Here is a 22,823-nt window from a genome sequence, read left to right on the forward strand (position 1 = left end):
ACGCTGCATGAACATCTATCGGGGAACGATGACCGCTGTCTGGCTGGCGGCACTGCCGGCCGCGGTGCAAGCCCAGGAGGCCGCGCCGCTGCGCGGCCAGGCCGCCGACATGGCCGCGCAGGACCGCGCCGACGAGGAGATCCTCGTCACCGGCCAGCGTGAACCCGGCGCCGTCGTCGGCGACATCAAGCCCGAGACCCAGCTCAACGCCGGCGATATCCGCTCGTTCGGGGTCAGCACCGTCTCCGAACTGCTGACCGAACTCACCCCGCAGACCACCAGCGGCCGCGGCAGCGGCGAGGCGCCGGTGGTGCTGCTCAACGGCAAGCGCATCTCGGGCATGAACGAGATCCGCGACATCCCGACCGAGGCGATCCGCCGCGTCGACATCCTGCCCGAGGAGGTCGCGCTCAAATATGGCTATCCCGCCAACCAGAAGGTCGTGAACATCGTCCTGCGCCCCCGCTTCCGCGCGGTGACCGCCGAACTCGAACCCGGCACCAGCACCCAGGGCGGGCGCGAGAGCGGCGAGGCCAATTCCTATCTGCTGCGCATCCAGGGCGACAACCGGATCAATCTGGGGCTGCGCTACGCCGCCGCCGATCGCCTGACCGAGGCCGAACGCGGCATCGATCCGGACGGCGTCGGCCAATATCGCTCGCTGCTGCCGTCGACCCAGGCGCTGACCCTCAATTCGGTGCTGGCCCGGCCGCTGACCGATCAGGTCCAGATGAGCCTGAACGCGACCTTCGGCTATACGACCAGCGATTCGATCCAGGGGCTGTCGACCGTCGATCCCGACGATGTCCGCAAGCAGAATGTCCGCGGGCTGAGCGGCCATTTCGGCTCCAATTTCGGTGGCGTGCTCGGGTCGTGGCGCTGGAATTTGACCGGCAATTACGACCATGCCGAAAGCCGCACCCGCACCGATCGCGACGCCATCCTGAACGGCACGACGACGGCACAGCAGGTGGTCGACCGGGCGAAGTCGAAATCGGACATCGGCAATGTCCAGTTCGTCGTCGCCGGCACCATCGCCGATCTGCCCGCGGGTCCGATCACCAGCAGCATCAAGGTCGGCGGAGAACTCACCGGCTTCGACGCGCGCTCGACACGGTCCGGTATTCCCAGCGAATCCGATATGTCGCGCAACATCGCCAGCGGCCAGGCGAGTTTCGACCTGCCGATCGCCAGCCGCCGCAACAATGTGCTCGGCGCGATCGGCGACCTGTCGCTCAACCTGAACCTCGCCGCCGACCGGGTGTCGAACTTCTCGACGCTGACCACGATCGGCTATGGCGCCAAATGGACGCCGATCCCGCTGGTCAGCTTCATCGCCTCGGTGACCGACGATGAAGGCGCCCCGACCGTGCAGCAGCTCGGCAACCCGGTGGTCAGCACCCCGAACGTGCGGGTCTATGATTATCGCACCGGGCAGTCGGTCAACATCGTCCGGATCACCGGCGGCAATCCCGATCTCGGATCGGACAAGCGCCGGGTGCTCAAGCTCGGCTTCACCCTGAAGCCGACGCTGACCAACCGCGCCGACCTGTCGATCACCGCGAACTATACCAAGACCCGGATCAAGAACAGCTTCGGTACCTTCCCGACCAACACCGTCGAGATCGAGGACGCCTTCCCCAACCGCTTCGTCCGCGATTCCTCGGGCCGCCTGCTGTCGATCGACAGCCGGCCGGTCCAGTTCGCGCGCGAGGATCGCCAGCAGCTGCGCTGGGGGATCAACTTCTCGAAATCGCTGACCTCGGCGGCGGCGATGAAGGCGATGGAAGAGGCCCGCGAGGCGCGCCGCGCCCAGATGGAAAAGGCGCGCGAGCAGCGCGAGGCCGCCCAGAAGGAACAACAGGCCAAGCAGCAGGACGGCCCGGCCGATCTCAGCGCGCTCGGCGGCCAGCAGCCCGCGACGCCCGAACAGCCCTCGACCCGCAATTTCGGCGGGGAACAGGGCGGCGGCCAGGGAGGCGGGCAGGGCCGTGGTCCGGGTGGCTTCGGCGGCCCGGGTGGTCCGGGCGGGCGCTTCGGCGGCGGTCCTCCGGGCGGGCTCGGGCGGATGCAGATCGGCCTCTACCACACCTGGTTCTTCAAGAACGAGATCCTGATCCGGCCGGGCGTGCCGGTGCTCGATCTGCTCGACGGTGCGGCGACCGGCAACAATGGCGGCCAGCCGCGTCACCTGATCGAACTGCAGGCGGGTTTCACCAAGAGCGGCCTCGGCGCCCGGCTCAGCGGCAGCTGGCAGAGCGGCACCACCGTGCGCGGCGGCGCCAACAGCACCACCGGCGACCTCACCTTCTCCGATTTCGCCAAGGCCGACCTGCGGCTGTTCGCCGATCTCGGCCAGGTCCAGTCGATCGCCAAGAACCATCCCTGGGTGCGCGGCATGCGGCTCAGCCTCGCCGTCACCAACATCACCAACAACCGCATCACCGTCCGCGACGCGACCGGCGTGACCCCGCCCAATTATCGCGGCGCCTATCTCGACCCGCTCGGCCGCGCGGTGAAGTTCGAGGTCCGCAAGCTGTTCTTCTGATTTTAGATCCTCCCCATGCTGCGCATGGGGAGGGGGGCGTAGTGTGTCACCATGCCGGGGGCATGGTGAAAGCGCGAAGCCGGCTGCGCAGCAGCCGTGGGCGAAGCTGGTGGAGGGTCCTCGCCGCACACGCAGCGTTTGTGGCGAGCACCCCTCCACCGCCCTGCGGGCGGTCCCCCTCCCCAAAGCTGCGCTTTGGGGAGGATTTGAAATGTGGCAGCACCGGGCCAAATCGGCTATTCAACTCCCAGAGCATCATGGCCGCGGAGTTGGGGCTATTCGCGATGTCAGCGAATCCGCAAACATATCGCCGCGCGCGCCAACTCCGGCGCGAGATGAGCCTGCCCGAGGTGCTGCTGTGGCAACGTCTGCGCGGCGTAGACGCCAAGTTTCGGCGACAGCATCCGCTCGGCGTCTACATATTGGATTTCTATTGCGCAGCCGCGCGGGTCGCGATCGAGCTCGACGGGGCAGGGCACGACGCGCCGGCTCAGGTAACGCGCGACCATATAAGGGACGCGTGGCTCGCGAGCCAAGATGTCGTGGTCGTTCGGATCGCGGCGCGCGACGTGCTGCATGACGTCGAAGCGGTGGCCGATCGGATCGTGCGGCTGTGTCGCGAGCGGGGATGACCCCTCCACCATCCTGCGGATGGTCCCCCTCCCCATGCTTCGCATAGGGAGGATAACGAGCTTCAGCCCACCCGCTTCTTGCGGGCGGCGTAGCGCGCGTCGCGCTCGGCCTTGCGTTCGGCTTCGGTGAGCTGCCTGGGCTTGGCTGCTGCGGCTGCCGCTTCGGCGGCCGCCTTGCGCTCGGCTTCGGCTTCCTTCTTCGCCTGCTTTTCGGCGGCGCGCTTCTCGGCGAGCGCGGCTTCGCGGGCAAGGCGGGCGGCATTGGCCTGGGCCAGCACTTCAGGATCGACGGGCGGCTTCGCCTTCAGCTTCGCCAGCGCCTTCGCCTTGGCTTCCTTCGCGGCAGCCTGGCGTTCCTGGATCGTCAATTCCTTGAACATCGCCATCTACGATAGTCTCCTTGAACAAGTCCGGACGGGCGACGCCTGACGCGACGCCCGTCCGATCATGGGTTACGCGACCTGCAGGTTGACCGCAGAGGTCTTGCCGCGACGGTCGGTCTCGAGCTCGTAGGACACGCGCTGGTCCTTATCGAGCGTGCGCAGGCCGGCGCGCTCGACGGCCGAGATGTGGACGAACGCGTCGGCGCCGCCGGTCTCGGGAGCGATGAAGCCAAAGCCCTTGTCGGGGTTGAAGAATTTAACGGTTCCGGTGATCATATGGGTATCCTTTGTCCCATGGTGACGGGCATGCTCCGACATGGCGCATCCCGGCTTCGGTGAGGCTAGATAGGGACAAAGAGGGGCGATCGAGATCGGCCTGATATATCCGTCGCAGGCGACGTCAGCGCGGACTCTATAGGCGATCGCGCCCCGAATAGCCAGCGGCAACCGCCGTCGGGCGATCGCGCCGCCGTCCGCACGGTCATTTCCCGCCCGCGATCACCGGTGGAATATGGCTTGCGACCACCTCCTTGGTGCTGCGTTCGATCGACCAGAGCAGCCGCGGTTCGCGCGCATCCCAGCCGATCGCCTGGCCCCCGGTCGGGATCGCGATCGTCGCGACATGCTCGAGCACGCTCCCCCGATTCGGCACCCGCAGCACATAGAGCTCGGGGCGGTCGTGGCCGGTGACATAGAGCAGCCCGTCCTTGCCCCACACCCCGCCCGACGAACTGCGCGGCGCGAACCGGTCGAGCACGGTGTCGGGGAAGGTCCAGTGGGCGATCTCGCGAAAATCCTTGTCGTAGCGGACCAGCGTGGTCGCGCGGTGGTCGCGCCCCGGCATCCCGCCCTTGCCGTCATAATTGGCGTAGCACGCCCACCAGTCGGCCTTGTGGCGCCCGCTCCTGTCATGATCGACCCAGGTCAGCGATCCATAGGTGCCGCCCATCTCGCGGGTGTCGATATGGCGCATCGTGCGGATATCGAACCGCTCGATCCGGCCCGCCATCGGCGTCTCGGGATAGTTGGACGCCGCGCAGACCAGCGTCTGCGCCTCGACGATGCACGAATTGAGATGCTTATAATGTTCGGGGTCGCCGTCCCAGCGCGCGACCTGCTGGCCGGTCGCGGCGTCGATCTGGGCGATCGCGCGATTGTCGATCGCGTAGAGATGCGGCCCGTGCGACGCCACGCCCTGGTTGGCGTCGGTGGTCGGCACGCGGCGTGCCTCGGTGGCGCTCAGCGAGGCGGGCAGCGCGGCAGGCGCGGCGGGGGCCGCGATCGCGGCGGCTATGAGCAGGGTCAGCATCAGAATTTCGCCGATACGCCGGCGTAGAAGGTTCGGCCATAGCGTTCGTTCTGGATGATCCAGTTCTTGTTGCCGGCCTGATATTGGCGGGTCGGTTCGTCGGTCAGGTTCTGCGCCTCGACGAACAGGTTGACGTCCTTCCACACCGCCACGCTCGCCTTGGCGTCGAGCCGGCGCAGGTCGTTGTTATACTGGTCGTCGTTCGCGGTCGCGCCGAGCAGCAGCAGCGCATGGCCGGTGACATGATAGGCGACCGACGCCTCGAACGGACCCTTCTGGTAGAACAGCTCGGCGCCGTAGAGATGCCCCGACTGGTTGGGGAAGGTCGTCTTGCGGCCGTCGAAGGTGTGGACCGACGATTTGACCAGCGTGCCCGTCAGGCTCACCCCGAAGCCCGACAGCAGCCCGGGCAGGAAGGTGAACTGCTGCTGATATTGCGCCTCGATGCCATAGATATGGCCGCTGTCGGCGTTGAACGGTTGCGACACCTGCAGCAGCGGATAGACCACGCCGGCATAGGTGACATTGGTCTGGGTCTGGGTCTGGGTGAAGATCGGGTTCTTGATCCACTTGGCGAAGGCGCCGACGCTCAGCAGCCCGCCCGGCGCGAAATACCACTCGCCGGTCAGGTCGAGATTGTCGGCGCGATAGGGTTTCAGTGCGGGATTGCCGCTCGACAGCGAGTCGGTGGTCGAGGTGCTCAGCGTCCCGCCGGGGGTGAGCTGGCTATATTCGGGCCGGCCGATGCTCTTCGAATAAGCGAGCCGGAAGATCGTCTGCTCCGACGGGGTCAGCTTCAGGATCAGGCTCGGCAGGACATCGTCATAGCTGTTGTCGAAATGCAGCGGCACCACCGTGGTGCCATTGTCGAGCCGGAAGCCGCCGATGCCCAGCTTGGTGTGCTCGAAGCGCACCCCCGGGATCACCGTCAACGCGCCGAAGCCGAGCTGCGCCATCGCATAGGCCGCGGTGACGTCCTCGTCGACGTCGAGGTCGGACAGCGTGTTGTTCGCCAGTGAGGTCGCGACATCCTTGACGAAATAGGGGCCGGGCAGGTTGGTCGCGGTGAACGCCGCGATCGCCGCGCCGTCGATCGTCGGCGCGTTGACATAAGCGTGATCGCTGTTGCTGCCGTCGGGATAGACGTTGAAGCTCGGCCCCTGGAGGTTGAACTGGCCCAAAGTGAAGCGGGTCGCAGTGGTCGATCCGCGGGTCCAGACGTCGTTGGTCTGGTCGAGCTTCTTGTCGGTGGTGCGATATTTGGCGCCGATCCGGATGAAGCTGTTCTCGCCGAGCCCGGGCAGCCGGTAGGTCGCATCGACCTTCGCCTGCCAGATATCCTCCTCGCCCTCCTGATCCTGATAGGAATATTGGCGGAACTGGAGCTGGTTGGCGGTGCATTCGGCGCGCGGGGTCGCGCTGTAGATCGTGTCGGTGAAGTCGACGTCGATCGTGCCGGGGTTGCAGCGGAACTGCCACAGCGGGATCTTGTCCGACACCTTGTTGTGGACCCGGTCGATCCCGTAATCGAGCGTCAGCCGGTCATATTCGCTGCTGCCGCCGATCGCCCCGGTCAGCACCGATTTGATCTTGTCGTCGGTGCGGTAATCGACCCGGCGTTCGGGGCCCGATCCGGCGCCGACCCCGCTGGCCGGGGTCGCGACCCCGATCGCGGTGCCGGTCAGCCCATCGGCATTGGGGACCAGCGTGGTGCCGAAATCGAGCCGGTAGCGCGGCCTTTGCTCATGCTCGGCATAGCGGCTGTAGAGGCCGCGGACATAGAGCTTGGTGTGCTCGTCGACATGCCAGTCGAACGATCCGGTCGCGCCGATCCGCTCGCGCTCGATCGTGTAGTTGGTATATTTGATGTTGATCGGCGCACCGCCGCGCGCCCAGCGGCTGTCGGGGGTCCAGCTGTCGGGATAGAAGCCGTAGCTGACGAACGTCCGGTCCGAATAGCTGCCGCCGAGCACCAGCCCGAACCGGTCGTCGCTGCCGAAGCGGGTCGCGATGCTGGCGTCGCCGCGCACCGGCACCTTGTCGTTGAACTGCTGGTGCCCGGCCTGGGCGTTGACCGCCAGCGTCGTGCGCTCGCGGAAATCGAACGCGGTCTGGGTGACCAGATTGATGTTGCCGCCGATCCCCTGGCCGTCCATGTCGGCGGTCTTGACCTTGGCGACCTCGACCCGGTTGAGCAGCTGGCCCGAAATGATGTCGAGCGGCAGCGACCGGGTGGCGCCGTCGGGGTTGCCGATCTCGAAACCGTTGATCGTATAGCCGTTGAGATTGGACGGGACGCCGCGGATCGCGACGAAGCGGCCCTCGCCCTGATCGTAGGTGACGCCGACCCCTGGCAGCCGCTCGACCACCTCGGCGACGTTGCGGTCGGGTAGCCGGCCGATCTCGTCGGCGGCCGACACGTCGAGCACCCCGATCGCGGTCCGCTTGGCCTCGATCGCCCGCTGCTGCTGCGCGCGCTGGCCGGTGACGACGATCTCGTCGGCCCCCGCAACATCGTCGGCCGCCGCCGGCGCCGCCGTCTGCGCCCAGCCGCCGGTCGCGGTCATCAGCAACGCGGTCCCCGCCAGCCATCGTGAAGTGCGCATCTGCCTGGTCCCCCTGCCGCTGCCAGATCCTCCCCATCGTAGATGGGGAGGGGGACCATCCGCAGGATGGTGGAGGGGTCTTCCGCGCTATCGACGTCGCGCGGACCCCTCCACCGCTACGCGGTCCCCCTCCCCAAAGCTGCGCTTCAGGGAGGATGAAGGGCTCATCTGATGCGTATCATTTGGCCCCTTGTCCCGGGGCGGGTTAGTCCCCGGTCATGACAGTCATGTTGACGGACGATGACGGATTTCTGGCACTGTTGCCGGCGCTGTCACAATCGAGCCTGCGCACGAATTTCTCCCGTCGCTCCCGCCGACGCGCTGAGTTAGGGTACCTCGTTTTCCCGTTCGTCGCCCCGGACTTATTCCGGGGTCCATGGCTATCGCCGCACAGACCACCGTCGAGGGACAAACGCGCCATTCGGGCGCGCTTTCCTTCAGCCATAGCGCCCGACGCACCAGCCATGGACCCCGCAACGAGTGCGGGGCGACGGGGTAGGTGGGCACCTATGCGCCTTCGCGGCAATGACGGTGGACAGGGACGGCGATTTCTCCCCGCCGGGCACCGCGATCGCGCTTGTCAGCGGCCCTCCGGCTGCGCGATGCTGCGCCTTCATCGCGAAGGGGGCACCGGGCATATGGGCATGCGGACATGGGGAGCGGCGCTGGCCGCCGCAGTGGCACTGGCAGCGCCGATCGCGGCGGCGCCGACGGTGTCGGTCTCCTTTCCCGCGACCGCCAGCAAGAGGCCGCTCGACGGCCGCCTCATCCTGATCGCTTCGCCGGTCAAGACCCCCGAGCCCCGGCTCCAGGTCGGGCTCGAGGCGCTGCTCAAGAACCCCTATATGTTCGGCCAGACCGTCGACGGCCTCGCGCCGGGGGCCGCCGTCACCATCGGCGACCAGGCCTATGGCTGGCCGGTCGAGCAGCTTTCGGCGCTGCCGCCGGGCGATTACACGGTGCAGGCGGTGCTCAACCGCTACGAGACCTTCCGCCGCGCCGACGGATCGGTGGTCAAGCTGCCGCCCGACCAGGGCGAGGGCCAGCAGTGGGCGATCAAGCCCGGCAATCTCTATTCGACCCCGGTCGCGGTTCATGTCGGCCCGAACATGGCGCCGCTTGCGCTCACCCTCGACAAGGTCGTGCCGCCGATTGCGGCCCCCGCCGACACCCCGTTCGTCAAGCATGTGACGATCAAGAGCGAACTGCTCAGCCGCTATTGGGGGCGGCCGACCTATCTCGGCGCCTATGTGCTGCTGCCCGCCGGTTTCGCCGATCATCCGCAGGCGCACTATCCGCTGATGGTCAACCATGGCCATTTCCCCGGCGACGGCATCTCGGCCTGGCGCGAGACTCCGCCCGATCCGAACCTCAAGCCCGATTATTCGGAGCGCTTCCACCTCGCCGGCTACAACCGCATCCAGCAGGAGGAGGCGTGGAAGAATTACCGGATGTGGACGGCCAAGGATTTCCCGCGCTTCCTCGTCATCGAGATCGAGCACGCCAATCCTTATTATGACGACAGCTATGCGGTGAACTCGGCCAATCTCGGGCCCTATGGCGACGCGATCAACAAGGAGCTGATCCCCTTCATCGAGAAGCGGTTCCGCGGCATCGGCGAGGGCTGGGCGCGCTTCACCTATGGCGGGTCGACCGGCGGCTGGGAGGCGATGGCGACCCAGGTCTTCTATCCCGACATGTACAATGGCGCGTTCATCGCCTGCCCCGACCCGATCGATTTCCGTGCCTACACCACGATCAATCTCTACCAGGACAAGAACGCCTTCGCGATGACCGGGGTCGCCGGCAAGATCGAACAGCCGGCGACGCGCGACTATCTCGGCCGCACCTTCGCGACCCAGCGCGACGAGAATCACATGGAGCTGGTGCTCGGCGACAACAGCCGGTCGGGCCAGCAATATGACATCTGGCAGGCGGTGTTCGGCCCGCAGGGCAAGGACGGCTATCCGCGGCCGATCTTCGACAAGCGCACCGGCGACATCGATCCCGCGGTCGCCGCTTATTGGAAGGAGCATTTCGACCTGACCCACATCGTCCAGCGCGACTGGAAGACGCTGGGCCCCAAGCTCGAGGGCAAGCTCCACATCTATGTCGGATCGGCCGACACCTATTTCCTCACCAACGCGGTCTATTTCGCGCAGGAGACGCTCGAGGCGCTCAAGGACCCGGCCTGGGGCGGCCAGGTCGACTATGGCGATCGCGCCGAGCATTGCTGGAACGGCGACCACAGCCAGTCCAACGCTTATTCGCGGCTCCACTATAACAGCATGTATCTGCCCAGGATCATGGCCCGCATCGCCAAGACCGCGCCGAAGGGGGCCGATCTGACCAGCTGGCGCTATTGATCGGGCCATGCATTCGCGGTTCGCTCCTACGCGCGAACAACCCCCCTTACCCGTCATCCCGGACTTGATCCGGGATCTCCCTTCTTCTTCCGCCCGCGAAAGGCAAAGAGATTCCGGGTCAAGCCCGGAATGACGGAGATGGGAACAAGTCCGCGCAGTTAGCGCGATCGGGTTGGACTGCGATTGATGATCTCCCGAGGGGCTGGTCAGGCGCCAACCGCGCGCGTTAGAGTGGCTTATCCTGCTAACGCACCGAAAGAGAATATCATGGATCGTCGCGCCTTCCTCGCTTCCGGTAGCGCCGCCGCGCTCGTCGCCGCTACCGGCTTTTCGGCGGAACTGCTCGCCCAGACCGCGGCGCCCGCGGCGAACCCGGCCGACGCCAAGCTCAACGCGCTGTTCGACCGGATCTTCGAGGACAGCCTCGATCATTCGCCCGAATTCTGCACCTCGCTCGGCTTCGACAAGGGGCCGCGCGCGGCGATGAAATCGAAGCTCGACGACGACAGCGAAGCCGAAAATATGCGGAATCTCGCACGTGGCCGCAAATGGGTCGCGGAACTCGAGGCTTTTCCGGCCGCCGGCCTGTCCGAGGCGGCTGTGCTCAACCGTGAAATCATCCTCTATTCGCGCCGCCAGGGCCTCGTCGCCGCCGAGAAATTCGGCCTCGACAGCGTCACGCGGCCCTATCGCATCTTCCAGCAAGGCGGCGCCTATTTCAGCGTCCCCGACTTCCTCAACGACACCCATGTCGTCGCGACCAAGGAGGATGCCGACGCCTATCTCGCCCGGCTCGACGCGTTCGCGGGTTCGCTCGACACCGATACCGAGGTCGAGCGGGCGCGCGGCGCGAAAGGCTATATCGCCCCCGATTTTTCGATCGACCTGACGATCGGCCAGATGGAGCGGCTGCGCGCGACCCCGGCCGCGCAGAGCAACCTGGTCGGCTCGCTCGTCCGCCGCGCGAAGGAGAAGGGGATCGCCGGCGACTATGCGACGCCCGCCGCGCAGATCGTCGAGACCAGGGTCTATCCCGCGCTCGACCGCCAGATCGCGCTGATGAAGCAGCAGCGCGGGCTGACCAAAGCCGGCGCCGGGGTGTGGCGGGTGCCGCAGGGCGAGGCGATCTACGCCGCCGCGCTGAAGCAGGCGACCACCACCGACTTCACCCCCGACGAGGTCCACAAGATGGGGCTCGACCAGGTCGCGCAGATCTCGGCCGAGCTCGATACTATTCTCAAGGGGCAGGGGATGACCAGGGGGACGGTCGCCGAGCGCCTGACCGCGCTCAACAAGGATCCGGCCCAGCTCTATGCGAACACGGCCGAGGGCCGCACCGCGCTGATCGCCTCGCTCAACACGGGGATCGAGGCGATGTACAAGAAGCTGCCGCAGGCTTTCTCGCACGTCCCTACCGCCGCGCTCGAGATCCGCGCGGTGCCGGTCGAGATCCAGGACGGCGCCTCGAACGGCTATTACAAGCGCGCCTCGCTCGACGGGGCGCGGCCGGCGATCTACTTCATCAACCTCAAGGATGTCGGCGACTGGCCGAAATACAGCCTGCCGTCGCTGACCTATCATGAGGGCGTCCCCGGCCATCATCTCCAGATCAGCCTCGCGCAGCAGTCGAAGGACATTCCGATGCTGCGCAAGATCGGCTTCTTCGGCGCCTATAGCGAAGGCTGGGCGCTCTACGCCGAGCAGCTCGCCGACGAACTCAAGGCCTATGCCAATCCGCTCGAACGCGCCGGCTATCTCCAGTCCTTCCTGTTCCGCGCGGCGCGGCTGGTGGTCGACACCGGCATCCACACCCAGCAGTGGAGCCGCGAGAAGGCGACCGCCTATCTGGTCGACACCACCGGCTTCGCCCAGCCGCGCTCGCAGCGCGAGGTCGAGCGCTACTGCACCCAGCCGGGCCAGGCCTGCTCGTACAAGGTCGGCCACATGGCCTGGACCCGCGCGCGCGCCAAGGCGCAGGCGGCGCTCGGCGCGAAGTTCGATCTCAAGGCGTTCCACGACGTCCTCGACAGCGGCGCGATGCCGCTGACGGTGATGGAGCAGCTCGTCGACAAGCGGACCCGCGCCGCGATGGGGTGATGTGCAATCGCCGGGGTTGGGTTATGCGTCGTCCCGACGAAGCCGGCGGCGACCGGCACGGGCTTCAGGGGAGGCGGCATGTATCTGACCCAGGCGATCCACCGGATGGTGCAGTGCGCGCCCGACGAGGTCGCGACGATCGACGGCGACCGGCAGCGGACCTGGGCCGAGACCGGCGCCGCGATCGCCCGCTTCGCCGGGGCGCTGCGGGCGATCGGCCTCGCCCCCGGCGACCGGGTGGCGATGCTGTCGCGCAACGGTGCCCCGTTCCTCGACTATATCTACGGGACGCTGTGGGCGGGCGGCGCGATCAACCCGGTCAATCTGCGCTGGAGCGCCGCCGAGGTCGCCTATTCGCTGACCAATTGCGGTACCCGCATCCTGCTGGTCGATCCCGCCTTCGCGGCGATGATCCCGGCGATCCGCGACGGCGCACCCTGCCTCGACCATGTCATCGAGATCGGATCGGACGATTATCGCGCCTGGCTCGAGGCTGCCGAGCCGGTCGAGGATGCCCGCCGGTCGGGCGACGATCTCGCGGCGGTGATGTACACCGGCGGCACCACCGGCTTTCCCAAGGGGGTGATGCTCAGCCACCGCAACATCCTCGCTTCGGGGCTGGGGACGATCGCCACCCCCGGCGGCCAGCCCTGCGGCGCCTTCCTGGTCAGCGCGCCGCTCTTCCATATCGGGTCGCTGGCGATCACCAACATCGCGGTGATGGGCGGCGGGCCGCTGGTGTTCCTGCCGATGTTCGACGCCAAGGCAGCGCTGGTCGCGATCGAGCGGCACCGGATCGCCGACCTGTTCCTGGTGCCGACGATGCTGCGCATGCTGATCGGCCATCCCGACTTCGCCGGCCACGACCTGTCGAGCGTCAGGCGGATCGTCTACGGCGCCTCGACGATCGACGAGGCGACCCTCGACCGGCTGATCGCGGCGCTGCCGGCGGCGGCGCTCCACCAATGCTATGGCATGACCGAGCTCGGCCCCTGCGCGACCGCGCTTTCGCCCGACGATCATCTCGGCGCGGCGCGCCATGACGGGCGGATGCACAGCGCCGGCCGGCCGATCGCCACCGTCGAGGTCCGCATCGTCGACGGCGACGATCGCGAGCTGCCGCGCGGCGAGGTCGGCGAGGTGGTGGTGCGCGGCGACAATGTCATGCTCGGCTATTGGGACATGCCCGAGGCGACCGCGGCGGCGGTCCGCGACGGCTGGATGCACACCGGCGATCTCGGCCGGATGTGCCCGCGCGGATATGTGACGATCGTCGACCGCTTGAAGGACATGATCATCACCGGCGGCGAGAATGTCTATTCGGCCGAGGTCGAGCATGCGCTGTCGACCCATCCCGCGATCGCCCAGGTCGCGGTGATCGCGATCCCCGACGAGCGCTGGGGCGAGGCGGTCCATGCGGTGATCGTGCTGCGGCCCGGCGCCGTCGCCGACACCGCCGCGATCGTCGCGCATGCCCGCGCGCGGATCGCGGGCTTCAAGGTGCCGCGCAGCTTCGACGTCGTCGAGGCACTGCCGCTGTCGGGGGCGGGCAAGGTGCTCAAAAATGTCCTGCGCGAACAATGGGCGGCGAAAAGCCTCGCCCCGGCTTGACCGCCGCGCCGCCGCGCCCGACACCAGCGCGATGACATCCCCCCTTTCCACCGGCCGGCTGATCGTCGTCGAAGGCGCCGACGGCATCGGCAAGAGCACCCAGATCGCGCTGCTGCGCGCCGAGCTGGCTGGCCTCGGCCGCGAGATCGTCGCCTATGATTTTCCCAACAAAAGCGGCACCCCGATCGGCGAGCTGATCGGCGGCTTTCTCGGCGGCCGCTTCGGCGAGGTCGCGCCCGAATTCCTCAGCCTCGCCTTCGCGGTCGACCGGCTGGCCGAGCGCGAGCGGATGCGTGCCGATCTCGCGCGTGGGGCGATCGTGCTGTGCGACCGTTATGTCGCGTCGAACATCGCCTATCAGAGCGCCAAGATCGACGACCCCGCGCGCCGCGACGAACTCCATGCGCTGCTGAGCTGGGTCGAATATGACCTGTTCGCGCTGCCGCGTCCCGATGTCGAGATCGCCATGGTCGGCACCCCCGACTTCTTCCGCCGCGGCGGCAATCTCGCCCGCGGCACCGACGCGACCCGGGCCTATGCCGCGGGCGAAGCCGATATCCACGAGGCGAAGCCCGGGCTGCAGGTCGCGGTCGATGCCTATTACCGCACGACCGGTGCGGCGGCCGGTCTGGCGCAGGTACCGATCCTCGACCCGGCCGGCGAGCGGCGCAGCGTCGAGCATGTCGCCGAAGACATCTGGGCGCTGGTCGCGGCGCGGCTCTAGCGGCGGGGCAACCCCAACCGCCCCGCCACCTGCTCCACCGGCGTCCCGGCCTCGACGATCAGCCAGTCCTTCGGCCGCTGGCCGTCGACCACCATCACCGCGTTCTTCGGGCAGATCTTGAGGCAGCCGGTCTCGATCACCCCGAGATCGGCCTTGCGCCCCTTCTTGCCGTTGCCGAGATCGCGCAGCGCCTTGGCGAGACGGGTCCTGCCCTTGGGGCCGAAGCCGCCCTTCACCTTCTTCGAGCATTTGCCGCAGACGAGGATGGCCGCTTGCCAGTCGGAGCTGATGTGATCGCGCATTATCGATAGATGGTGTGCCGAGGCTCGGATCAAAAGCGCAATGTCATGCGTCTTCCCTTCGCTATTGCGGTTTCGGAGGCGAAATGGAAAACGGGCACCTGTCGGTGACGCGACGCGGGCTGCTGGCCGGCGGCGCGGCTACCTGCGCCACGGCGGCGACACCCCTGCTCGCCGCCGATCCGCCGCGTTCGGAGAATATCATGGCCTCGACGCCGACCCTATCGACGACCCTCAAGATCAACGGCAAGGCCCGCACGCTCGATGTCGATCCGCGCACGACCCTGCTTGATGCGCTGCGCGAGCATCTCCATCTGACCGGCACCAAGAAGGGCTGCGACCATGGCCAGTGCGGCGCCTGCACCGTCATCGTCGAGGGGCGGCGGATCAACAGCTGCCTGACGCTGGCGGTGATGCACGACGGCGACGAGGTGACGACGATCGAGGGGCTCGGCACCCCAGACGATCTCCATCCGATGCAGCGCGCCTTCATCACCCATGACGGCTATCAATGCGGCTATTGCACGCCGGGGCAGATCTGCTCTTCGGTGGCGATGCTTGAGGAAATCCGCAAGGGCATTCCCAGCCATGTCAGCGCCGACCTGCTCGCCCCGATGGAGCCGAGCCCCGAGGAGATACGCGAGCGGATGAGCGGCAATATCTGCCGCTGCGCCGCTTATTCGAACATCGTCGCCGCGATCCGCGACGTCGCCGGGGAACGCGCATGAAATCCTTCACCTATGAGCGCGCCGAAAGCCCCGCGGCAGCGGCCGCCGCGGCGGTGGCGAATCCGGGGGCGAAGTTCATCGCCGGCGGCACCAACCTGCTCGACCTGATGAAGCTGCAGATCGAGACCCCGGCGCATCTGATCGACGTCAACCGTCTCGACCTCGACCGGATCGCCAGGACCGACGACGGTGGGGTGCGGATCGGCGCGCTGGTGCGCAACACCGACCTCGCCGCCGACAAGCGCATCCGCAAGGACTATGCGGTGCTGTCGCGCGCGCTGTTCTCGGGGGCATCGGGGCAGCTGCGCAACAAGGCGACCACCGGCGGCAACCTGCTCCAGCGCACCCGTTGTCCCTATTTCTACGACACCACCAAGCCGTGCAACAAGCGCAGGCCCGGATCGGGTTGTGCGGCGATCGGCGGATTCAACCGCAACCTGGCGATACTCGGGACCAGCGAGGCCTGCATCGCCACCCATCCGTCGGACATGGCGGTGGCGATGCGGCTGCTCGACGCGGTGGTCGAGACGGTCGGACCCGACGGCGCCACCCGCGCGATCCCGATCGCCGATTTCCACCTTCTGCCCGGCGACAGTCCGCAGATCGAGACCGCACTCAAGCCCGGCGAGCTCATCACCGCGGTGGTGCTGCCCGCGCCGATCGGCGGCAGCCACCGCTACCGCAAGGTCCGCGACCGTGCCTCCTATGCCTTCGCCACCGTCTCGGTCGCAGCGGTGGTCCAGCCCGACGGCAGCGGGCGCTATGCCTTTGGCGGGCTCGCGCACAAGCCGTGGCGGGTCGAGGCCGCCGAAGCCGAACGCGGCGCCGCGAAGATCGCCGCATCGGTGCTCGCGGGCGCGAAGACCACCGACCAGAATGCGTTCAAGACGACGTTGCTCGAACGCACGCTCGCCGCGACCATCGCCGATGCCGAACAGGGAGCGCGGGCATGAAGTTCGACACCCCCGCCGTCACCAACCCGATCGATCGGGGACGGATCGTCGGCCGCCCGCAGGACCGGATCGACGGCCGGGACAAGGTCTGCGGCGTTGCGCCCTACGCCTATGAGCAGAACGACAAGGCGCCCAACGCCGCCTATGGCGTGATCCTGGGATCGGCGATCGCCACCGGCCGGATCGCGCATATCGATACGCGCGATGCCGAGGCGGCGCCGGGGGTGCTGGCGGTGGTCACCGCCGCCAATGCCGGCCCGCTCAAGAAGGCGCGGTCGCACACCGCCAGGCTGCTCGCGGGTCCCGAGATCGAGCATTATGATCAGGCGGTCGCGCTGATCGTCGCCGAAAGCTTCGAACAGGCGCGCGATGCGGCCAAGCTGGTCCATGTCGACTATGCGCCGGTGAAGGGAAAGTTCGACCTCGCCGCCGAGACCAGCCATGCGGTCAAGCCCGAGGGCAGCGGCGACAATGCCCCCGACACCGCGGTCGGCGATTTCGCGGGCGCCTTCGCCAAGGCCGAGGTCAAGGTCGACCAGCGCTACACCACCCCCGACCAAAACCATGCGATGATGGAACCGCATGCGACGATCGCGGCGTGGGAGGGCGACAAGCTCACCTTGTGGACGTCGAATCAGATGATCGCCTGGGCCGTGCGCGACACCGCGGCGACGCTCGGCATCGACAAGGCCAATGTGCGGATCGTCTCGCCCTATATCGGTGGCGGCTTCGGATCGAAGCTGTGGATCCGCGCCGATGCGATCATGGCGGCATTGGGCGCCAGGGCGTGCGGCCGGCCGGTCAAGGTCGCGCTCGCCCGCCCGCAGATCTTCAACAACACCACCCACCGGCCGGCGACGATCCAGCGCATCCGCATCGGCGCCGACAGGCAGGGGGTGATCCAGGCGATCGGCCATGAGAGCTGGTCGGGCAACCTGCCCGGCGGCGACCCCGAGACCTCGGCGATGCAGACCCGGCTGCTCTATCGCGGCGAGAACCGGATGACCGCGCACCGGCTGGCGACGCTCGACCTGCCCGAGGGCAATGCGATGCGCGCGCCGGGCGAGGCGGTCGGCCTGCTCGCGCTCGAGATCGCGATGGACGAACTCGCCGAGAAGCTGGCGATGGATCCGGTCGAACTGCGCATCGTCAACGATGTCCAGTTCGATCCGGAGAAGGGGCCGAGCCGCCCTTTCTCGAGCCGCAAGTTCGTCGAATGCCTCAAGATAGGCGCCGACCGCTTCACCTGGTCGCGGCGCAAGGCGAAGCCCGGACAGGTCCGCGACGGGCGCTGGTTGGTCGGGATGGGAATGGCATCGGCGTTCCGCAACAATCTGGTGATGAAGTCGGGCGCGCGGGTCGCGGTCAGCGCGAAGGGGATCGTCACCGTCGAGACCGACATGACCGACATCGGCACCGGCAGCTATACGATCATCGCCCAGACCGCCGCCGAGATGATGGGGGTCGGGCTCGACGACGTCGTGGTGCGGCTCGGCGACAGCGATTTCCCGGCGTCGGCCGGCTCGGGCGGGCAGTGGGGCGGCAACAACTCGACCGCCGGCGTCTACGCGGCATGCGTGATGCTGCGCGATCAACTGGCGCAAAAGGCGGGCTTCAACGCCGGCGATGCCGAGTTCGAGGGCGGCTATATCATCGGCGGCAACCGGCGGGTGAAGCTTGGCGAAGCGGCCGGCGCGCAGGGTGCGGTCGCCGAGGACAAGATCGAATATGGCGATCTCGCCAAGCGCTACGCCCAGGGGACGTTCGGCGCGCATTTCTGCGAGGTCGGGGTCGACGTCTCGACCGGCGAGATCCGGGTGCGGCGGATGGGCGGGGCCTTCGCCGCCGGCCGGATCATCAACCCCAAGGCCGCGCGCAGCCAGGTGATCGGGGCGATGGCGATGGGGGTGGGCGCGGCGCTGATGGAGGAACTCGTCGTCGATCCGCGCTTCGGCTATTTCGTCAACCACGACATGGCCGAATATCAGGTGCCGGTGCACGCCGACATTCCCGAACAGGATGTGTTCTTCGTCGACGAACTCGACGACAAATCCTCGCCGATGAAGGCCAAGGGGGTCGGCGAACTCGGCATCTGCGGCGCCGGCGCCGCGGTCGCCAACGCGGTCTACAATGCCTGCGGGGTGCGCATCCGCGACTATCCGCTGACGCTCGACAAGGTGCTCAAGGGGCTGGTGAAGGCTTAAATCAGATCGTCGCCCCGGCGGAGGCCGGGGCCGCCCAAGATAGAGCGCGTCCTCGACGTGGGCGGCCCCGGCCTCCGCCGGGGCGACGGGTTTAATTCAATTGACCGGTTCGTGGCCGGCGATCGCGGTGCGGTGCATCATCCGGCCCGAGCTCTTGTCATAGGGGATCACCCGGTGGAGGGAGCCGGTATTGTCCCAGACGACCAGGTCGCCCTGTTCCCAATGGTGGCGATAGCTGAAGTCGGGCTGGGCGGCCCATTCGACCATCCGCACCAGCAGCGCGCGGCCTTCGGCCAGGGTCATGCCGATGACGCGGTCGGCGGTCGAACCGATCACCAGCGACTTGCGGCCGGTCTCGTGGGTCCACACCAGAGGATGCTCGTTGACCGGCGCGCGGTTCCAGCGGGCGACGTCCTCCTCGGACGGGTTCTCGACGACCGAGGCGATGCTGGCGGGGACGCTGTGGAGCACGCGCAGCCCGGCGATCTCGGCCTTCTCGTCCTTGGGCAGATGGTCATAGGCGGCATAGGTGCTGGCGAATTCGGTGTGGCCGCCCCTGGCGGCGATGCTGCGGCCGGTCAGCAGCGTCGCCTTGGGCGGCGGCGCGTTGGTGGTGATGCCGTCCATGTGCCAGAAGAAGGTGCCCTGCACATATTCGGGCTGCTCATTGATCTTCGGATCGAGCGTGACCTTGTAGACCTCGGGCGCCTCCGGATTGGCGCCGGGGACCGAGCGGCTGAGGTTGATCCGCTCGCCGAGATTGTCGGTGAAGGCGAGCTGTTCGGCGTCGCTGAGCCCGATCCGCGGGAAGACCAGCACGCCATGCGCCTCGAGCAGTTCACGGCAGCGCTGGCCGGTTTCCTTGTCGAACAGCGTCGTGCGGTCGACATGGACCCGGGCACCGATATGCGGCTTGATCGGCTCGACTTCGATATGCATGACCATCGCTCTCCAAAATGCTGTACACCCTCTGAGCAAATTGGCGGTGGCGGTCAAGAGGCGGGCTGATCCGCGGTGAAAGCTAGTCCGTCTGGGCCTCCGAAAGCGGTTCGACCCGCTCGAGGAAGCGGCCCATCATCCCGCGCAGCTCGTCATGCGCCATGGTGATGCCGAGGGTCTTCTCCATCACCAGCGCGCGCGAGATCGCCGCCATCAGCATCACGATCGCCGCCGGCGGGAACATCGCCTCGTCGATCCCCTGCGCGGCGAAGGCGCGGGTGACGACGCCAATCTGGAGCGTACGAAAATGCTCGCCCGACCGCGAAATCTCGGCGCGCAACCCTTCGCGGTGGCTGCCGACCGCGATGAATTCCATGATGCGCTTGGTGTCGGCGGGATTGGTGTTGAGCTTCCACAGCGCGCGGAGCGGCTGGGGTTCGGCCAGCGCCCGCTCATGCTGTTCGAGATATTGCTCGGTCGCGCGGCGGAAGACGGTGATGACCAGATCGTCCATCGTCCGGAAATAATAATGGACGAGCTGGGGTTTCAGGCCGGCGCGTTCGGCGACCCGTCGCGCGCTGATCGCCTGGAAGCCCTCTTCGGAGAGCAAGGCGTCGGCGGCGTCGACCAGCTGGGTGCGCGCCTTGGTGTTCTTGACGCCGAGCCTGCGTTCTGATGCCATCTGGATGTCCCGGACCGATATCGATCGCCAGCCTATAGGGGCGATCGACGATTTCGGCCACGGGCGACGTTATTCCCCGGCTTGATCCAGCGCGGCGATGTCCTCGGCGGGCAACACCAGCGATACCGAATTGATCAAACCCTGCAACTGGGCGAGGCTGGTGGCGCTCGCGATCGGCGCGGTGACCCCTTCGCGCGCGATCAGCCAGGCGAGCGCGACCTCGGCCTGGGTCGCGCCGAGCCGCGCCGACACATCGTCGAGCGCGGCGAGGATGCGGAAGCCGCGGTCGTTGAGATATTGGCCCATCCCGCCGCCGCGCGAGCTTTTGCCGGTGTCGGCCGCCGAGCGATATTTGCCGGTGAGGAAGCCCGCGGCGAGCGAATAATAGGGGATCGTGCCGATAGTCTCGGCGATGCACAGGTCGCGCAGCGGCCCCTCATATTCCTGGCGGTCGTAGAGATTGTAGAGCGGCTGGAGGGTCTCGTAGCTTGGCAGGCCATGCCCGGCCGAGGTCGCGAGCGCGGCGGAGAGTTCGTCGGCGGTGTAGTTGGACGCGCCGATCGCGCGCACCTTGCCGGCCTCGATCAGCTTGGCGAAGGCGGCGAGGGTTTCTTCGTGCGGGGTGTCGGGATCGAAGCGATGCGCCTGGTAGAGGTCGATGACATCGGTCTGCAGCCGGGTGAGCGACGCCTCGACCGCGGTCACCATCTGGCCCGCCGACAACCCCTTGCCGTTGCCGACGTCGAGCCCGAACTTGGTCATCAGCACGATCCGGTCGCGCTTGCCCGGATTGGCCTTGAGCCATTTGCCGATGATCGTCTCCGACTCGCCGCCCTGATGGCCGGGGATCCAGCGCGAATAGACGTCGGCGGTGTCGATCGCGTTGAGCCCGGCATCGACGAAGGCGTCGAGCAGGGTGAAGCTGGTCGCCTCGTCGATCGTCCAGCCGAACACATTGCCGCCGAAGACGAGCGGCGCGATCTTCAGGCCGCTGCGGCCGAGTTCGCGCATATCCATCCTTCTCTCCCTTGCCGGTGCTGTCGTCCCAGTCTCGGTGGCGGCCAGCCCCCGGTCAAGCGGCCGCGGATCGAGCGCCCCGGCGATGCGGCCGAGCGACTTGCCGTCGCGGCGCGGGCGGGTAGAGTGGGGGCATGAAACCGCTCCTCGCTTCGTGCCTCGCCGCTTCGCTGTGCCTCGCGTCCGCCGCCATCGCGCAGGAGGCCGCACCGCCGGCGCCGGCGGCACCGCCCGCTGCTGCCGAGGCACCGGCCCCGCCGCCCGCGCCCAAGCCGGCGATGGTCAAGGTCAGCATCGTCACCAGCGAGGGGTCGATCCTGCTCGAGCTGGAGAAGGAAAGGGCGCCGGCCACCACCGCCAATTTCCTCCATTATGTGAACACCAAACGCTATGACGGGATGACCTTCTACCGGGCGGTGCCGGTCCCCAACATGCCGGAAATGGGCCTGGTCCAGGGCGGGGTGAAGTTCGATCCGCGCAAGATGTATCCGCCGATCGCGCACGAGCCGACCAGCAAGACCGGGGTCAAACATGTCGACGGTACGATCTCGATGGGGCGCAACGCCCCGGGCACCGCGACCAGCGAATTCTTCATCATCGTCGGCGACATGCCCTATATGGATGCCGATCCGTCGAAGCCCGGCGACAATGCAGGCTATGCGGCGTTCGGCCATGTCGTGGAGGGCATGGACGTGGTGAAGAAGATCCTGGCGGCGCCGCGCTCGCCGACCGATGGCCCGCCCGGGATGAAGGGCCAGTTCCTGACCCGGCCGGTGACGATCGTCAGCATAAGGCGTGCCGGCTAGTGCGCGAGCACCCGCTTATTTCATGAACAGCGCGGCCATCGACTGTTCGTCGAGGCTGACGATGCCGTCGCGGTTGACGTCGGCCATGTCGAACATCTGCAGCGGTCGCGCCCGGGCCTCGTCGATCGTCACCCGGCCGTCGCCATCGGCGTCGGTCTTCTCGAACCAGCGGCCGCCGACATGGCCGAGGCCGGTGCTGCCCTGGTTGGCCGGGGCGTCATGATAGGCCTGGAATTCCTGCGGGCTGACATGCCCGTCATGGTTGCTGTCCATCTGCGCGAACTGCTTGTTGACGAAGGCGATCACCTCGCCGCGCTTGATCGGCCGCTCGCCCAGCTGGATGCTGGTCTGCGCGAAGGCGGGCAAGGCGAGGCTGGTTGCGGCCGATGCCGCGAGAAGCAGGAAGACGGTTCGGGTCATGACGCACATCTCATTTGACGAATTCAGGCACTCTTGGAGCAGGCTGACTGCCATGGCGGGTCTGTCGGTGACCTGAATAGGTCGAGAAAAGCGCGGGCCCGCCTGACACGGGCCCGTCGCCGTTCGATCACCCGTTGGTGGTCGTGGTCTTGCTGGTCTTCTTGACCACCTTCTTGTGGTGGACGACCTTCTTGGTCGTGGCGGTGCGGTTGATGCACTTGTCGGTGACGGTTTTCGAACAGGTCGGCACGTCGGTCGCCGCGGGGGTCTGCGCGCCCGCCACCGAAACGCCACCCGCGATCAGCGCGGTCATCAGCATCATTCTGGTGATCATGTCATTCGTCCCTTGCACGGCACGCGGGAAGACGTGCCAGGCGGGGGAACGCTCCGGGGCCGAAATGGATGCGTTGTTTGCTGTGGTTCAGCGAGCTGAACCACGTGCGGCACCAGCCCGCTCCCCCTCCGGACCTCCCACAGTGTATCCTGAATGGGAGGTCGG

General features: G+C 67.2%; 20 protein-coding genes. 10 read left to right on the forward strand and 10 right to left on the reverse strand.

All coding sequences use genetic code 11. The annotated features are described in order from the left end of the window. The first annotated feature begins 7 nt into the window (after nucleotides 1-7). Together AC1RM6_RS07315 and AC1RM6_RS07320 are read left to right on the forward strand one after the other, a co-directional pair. Nucleotides 8-2,548 (forward strand): TonB-dependent receptor, encoded by a 2,541-nt coding sequence (locus AC1RM6_RS07315; protein WP_493099662.1) that lies wholly within the window; start codon nucleotides 8-10, stop codon nucleotides 2,546-2,548. Between the two features lie 284 nt (nucleotides 2,549-2,832). Beyond that, nucleotides 2,833-3,180, forward strand: a complete 348-nt coding sequence (locus AC1RM6_RS07320) for an endonuclease domain-containing protein (protein WP_493099663.1) — start codon at nucleotides 2,833-2,835, stop codon at nucleotides 3,178-3,180. A gap of 62 nt (nucleotides 3,181-3,242) precedes the next feature. Here the strand turns inward: AC1RM6_RS07320 and AC1RM6_RS07325 are convergent, their stop codons facing one another. From AC1RM6_RS07325 to AC1RM6_RS07340, 4 genes are all read right to left on the reverse strand, one after another. Next, nucleotides 3,243-3,566 (reverse strand): DUF6481 family protein, encoded by a 324-nt coding sequence (locus AC1RM6_RS07325; RefSeq protein ID WP_493099665.1) that lies wholly within the window; start codon nucleotides 3,564-3,566, stop codon nucleotides 3,243-3,245. Between the two features lie 66 nt (nucleotides 3,567-3,632). After that, nucleotides 3,633-3,839 carry a cold-shock protein gene (locus AC1RM6_RS07330; protein ID WP_493099667.1) on the reverse strand — a complete coding sequence of 69 codons (207 nt, stop codon included), beginning with the start codon at nucleotides 3,837-3,839 and terminating at the stop codon, nucleotides 3,633-3,635. 205 nt (nucleotides 3,840-4,044) lie between these two features. Then, nucleotides 4,045-4,872, reverse strand: a complete 828-nt coding sequence (locus tag AC1RM6_RS07335; protein ID WP_493099668.1) for a hypothetical protein — start codon at nucleotides 4,870-4,872, stop codon at nucleotides 4,045-4,047. Then, nucleotides 4,872-7,478: a TonB-dependent receptor gene (locus AC1RM6_RS07340; protein ID WP_493099670.1), complete on the reverse strand. Its 2,607-nt coding sequence runs from the start codon at nucleotides 7,476-7,478 to the stop codon at nucleotides 4,872-4,874. Before AC1RM6_RS07340 ends, AC1RM6_RS07335 begins: the two co-directional genes overlap by 1 nt. A gap of 644 nt (nucleotides 7,479-8,122) precedes the next feature. On the opposite strand from AC1RM6_RS07340, the gene AC1RM6_RS07345 reads away from it, so the two are divergent. The 4 genes from AC1RM6_RS07345 to AC1RM6_RS07360 all read left to right on the forward strand — a co-directional run bounded on the left by AC1RM6_RS07345 (nucleotide 8,123) and on the right by AC1RM6_RS07360 (nucleotide 14,276). Continuing rightward, complete coding sequence (locus AC1RM6_RS07345) at nucleotides 8,123-9,844, forward strand: alpha/beta hydrolase (protein WP_493099672.1); 1,722 nt, start codon at nucleotides 8,123-8,125, stop codon at nucleotides 9,842-9,844. A gap of 267 nt (nucleotides 9,845-10,111) precedes the next feature. Then, complete coding sequence (locus AC1RM6_RS07350) at nucleotides 10,112-11,941, forward strand: DUF885 domain-containing protein (RefSeq protein WP_493099674.1); 1,830 nt, start codon at nucleotides 10,112-10,114, stop codon at nucleotides 11,939-11,941. Between the two features lie 78 nt (nucleotides 11,942-12,019). Beyond that, nucleotides 12,020-13,552, forward strand: a complete 1,533-nt coding sequence (locus AC1RM6_RS07355; protein ID WP_493099676.1) for an acyl-CoA synthetase — start codon at nucleotides 12,020-12,022, stop codon at nucleotides 13,550-13,552. A 31-nt stretch (nucleotides 13,553-13,583) separates the two neighbouring features. Then, complete coding sequence (locus AC1RM6_RS07360) at nucleotides 13,584-14,276, forward strand: dTMP kinase (RefSeq protein WP_493099678.1); 693 nt, start codon at nucleotides 13,584-13,586, stop codon at nucleotides 14,274-14,276. Here AC1RM6_RS07360 and AC1RM6_RS07365 read toward each other — a convergent pair. Beyond that, nucleotides 14,273-14,578 (reverse strand): hypothetical protein, encoded by a 306-nt coding sequence (locus AC1RM6_RS07365; protein ID WP_493099680.1) that lies wholly within the window; start codon nucleotides 14,576-14,578, stop codon nucleotides 14,273-14,275. The genes AC1RM6_RS07360 and AC1RM6_RS07365 overlap by 4 nt on opposite strands. Nucleotides 14,579-14,661: 83 nt before the next feature. Between AC1RM6_RS07365 and paoA the strand changes: the two genes are divergently transcribed. Genes paoA through paoC form a run of 3 tightly spaced genes read left to right on the forward strand, consistent with a single transcriptional unit; the run spans nucleotide 14,662 to nucleotide 18,460 of the window. After that, on the forward strand, nucleotides 14,662-15,303 hold the full coding sequence (paoA, locus tag AC1RM6_RS07370) for an aldehyde dehydrogenase iron-sulfur subunit PaoA (RefSeq protein WP_493099682.1): 642 nt from the start codon (nucleotides 14,662-14,664) through the stop codon (nucleotides 15,301-15,303). Beyond that, on the forward strand, nucleotides 15,300-16,256 hold the full coding sequence (locus tag AC1RM6_RS07375; protein WP_493099684.1) for an FAD binding domain-containing protein: 957 nt from the start codon (nucleotides 15,300-15,302) through the stop codon (nucleotides 16,254-16,256). Before paoA ends, AC1RM6_RS07375 begins: the two co-directional genes overlap by 4 nt. After that, nucleotides 16,253-18,460: an aldehyde oxidoreductase molybdenum-binding subunit PaoC gene (paoC, locus tag AC1RM6_RS07380; RefSeq protein ID WP_493099686.1), complete on the forward strand. Its 2,208-nt coding sequence runs from the start codon at nucleotides 16,253-16,255 to the stop codon at nucleotides 18,458-18,460. Before AC1RM6_RS07375 ends, paoC begins: the two co-directional genes overlap by 4 nt. Before the next feature lie 96 nt (nucleotides 18,461-18,556). Here paoC and AC1RM6_RS07385 read toward each other — a convergent pair whose 3' ends face one another. The 3 genes from AC1RM6_RS07385 to AC1RM6_RS07395 form a co-directional block, all read right to left on the reverse strand. Then, on the reverse strand, nucleotides 18,557-19,399 hold the full coding sequence (locus tag AC1RM6_RS07385; protein ID WP_493099688.1) for a TauD/TfdA dioxygenase family protein: 843 nt from the start codon (nucleotides 19,397-19,399) through the stop codon (nucleotides 18,557-18,559). An 82-nt stretch (nucleotides 19,400-19,481) separates the two neighbouring features. After that, the gene (locus tag AC1RM6_RS07390) at nucleotides 19,482-20,081 is read right to left on the reverse strand and encodes a TetR/AcrR family transcriptional regulator (protein ID WP_493099690.1); all 600 of its coding nucleotides are present in this window, start codon (nucleotides 20,079-20,081) and stop codon (nucleotides 19,482-19,484) included. Between the two features lie 69 nt (nucleotides 20,082-20,150). Next, nucleotides 20,151-21,098: an aldo/keto reductase gene (locus tag AC1RM6_RS07395; protein ID WP_493099691.1), complete on the reverse strand. Its 948-nt coding sequence runs from the start codon at nucleotides 21,096-21,098 to the stop codon at nucleotides 20,151-20,153. 134 nt (nucleotides 21,099-21,232) lie between these two features. Between AC1RM6_RS07395 and AC1RM6_RS07400 the strand changes: the two genes are divergently transcribed. After that, complete coding sequence (locus AC1RM6_RS07400; protein WP_493099693.1) at nucleotides 21,233-21,904, forward strand: peptidylprolyl isomerase; 672 nt, start codon at nucleotides 21,233-21,235, stop codon at nucleotides 21,902-21,904. 15 nt (nucleotides 21,905-21,919) lie between these two features. Here AC1RM6_RS07400 and AC1RM6_RS07405 read toward each other — a convergent pair whose 3' ends face one another. Both AC1RM6_RS07405 and AC1RM6_RS07410 read right to left on the reverse strand, forming a co-directional pair. After that, the gene (locus AC1RM6_RS07405; protein WP_493099695.1) at nucleotides 21,920-22,324 is read right to left on the reverse strand and encodes an EF-hand domain-containing protein; all 405 of its coding nucleotides are present in this window, start codon (nucleotides 22,322-22,324) and stop codon (nucleotides 21,920-21,922) included. Nucleotides 22,325-22,451: 127 nt separating this feature from the next. Further along, nucleotides 22,452-22,658, reverse strand: coding sequence for a hypothetical protein (locus AC1RM6_RS07410; RefSeq protein ID WP_493099697.1), 207 nt, complete (start codon nucleotides 22,656-22,658; stop codon nucleotides 22,452-22,454). Nucleotides 22,659-22,823 lie beyond the last annotated feature (165 nt).

It is taken from the genome of Rhizorhabdus sp. GW822-FHT03C02 (assembly GCF_058801765.1).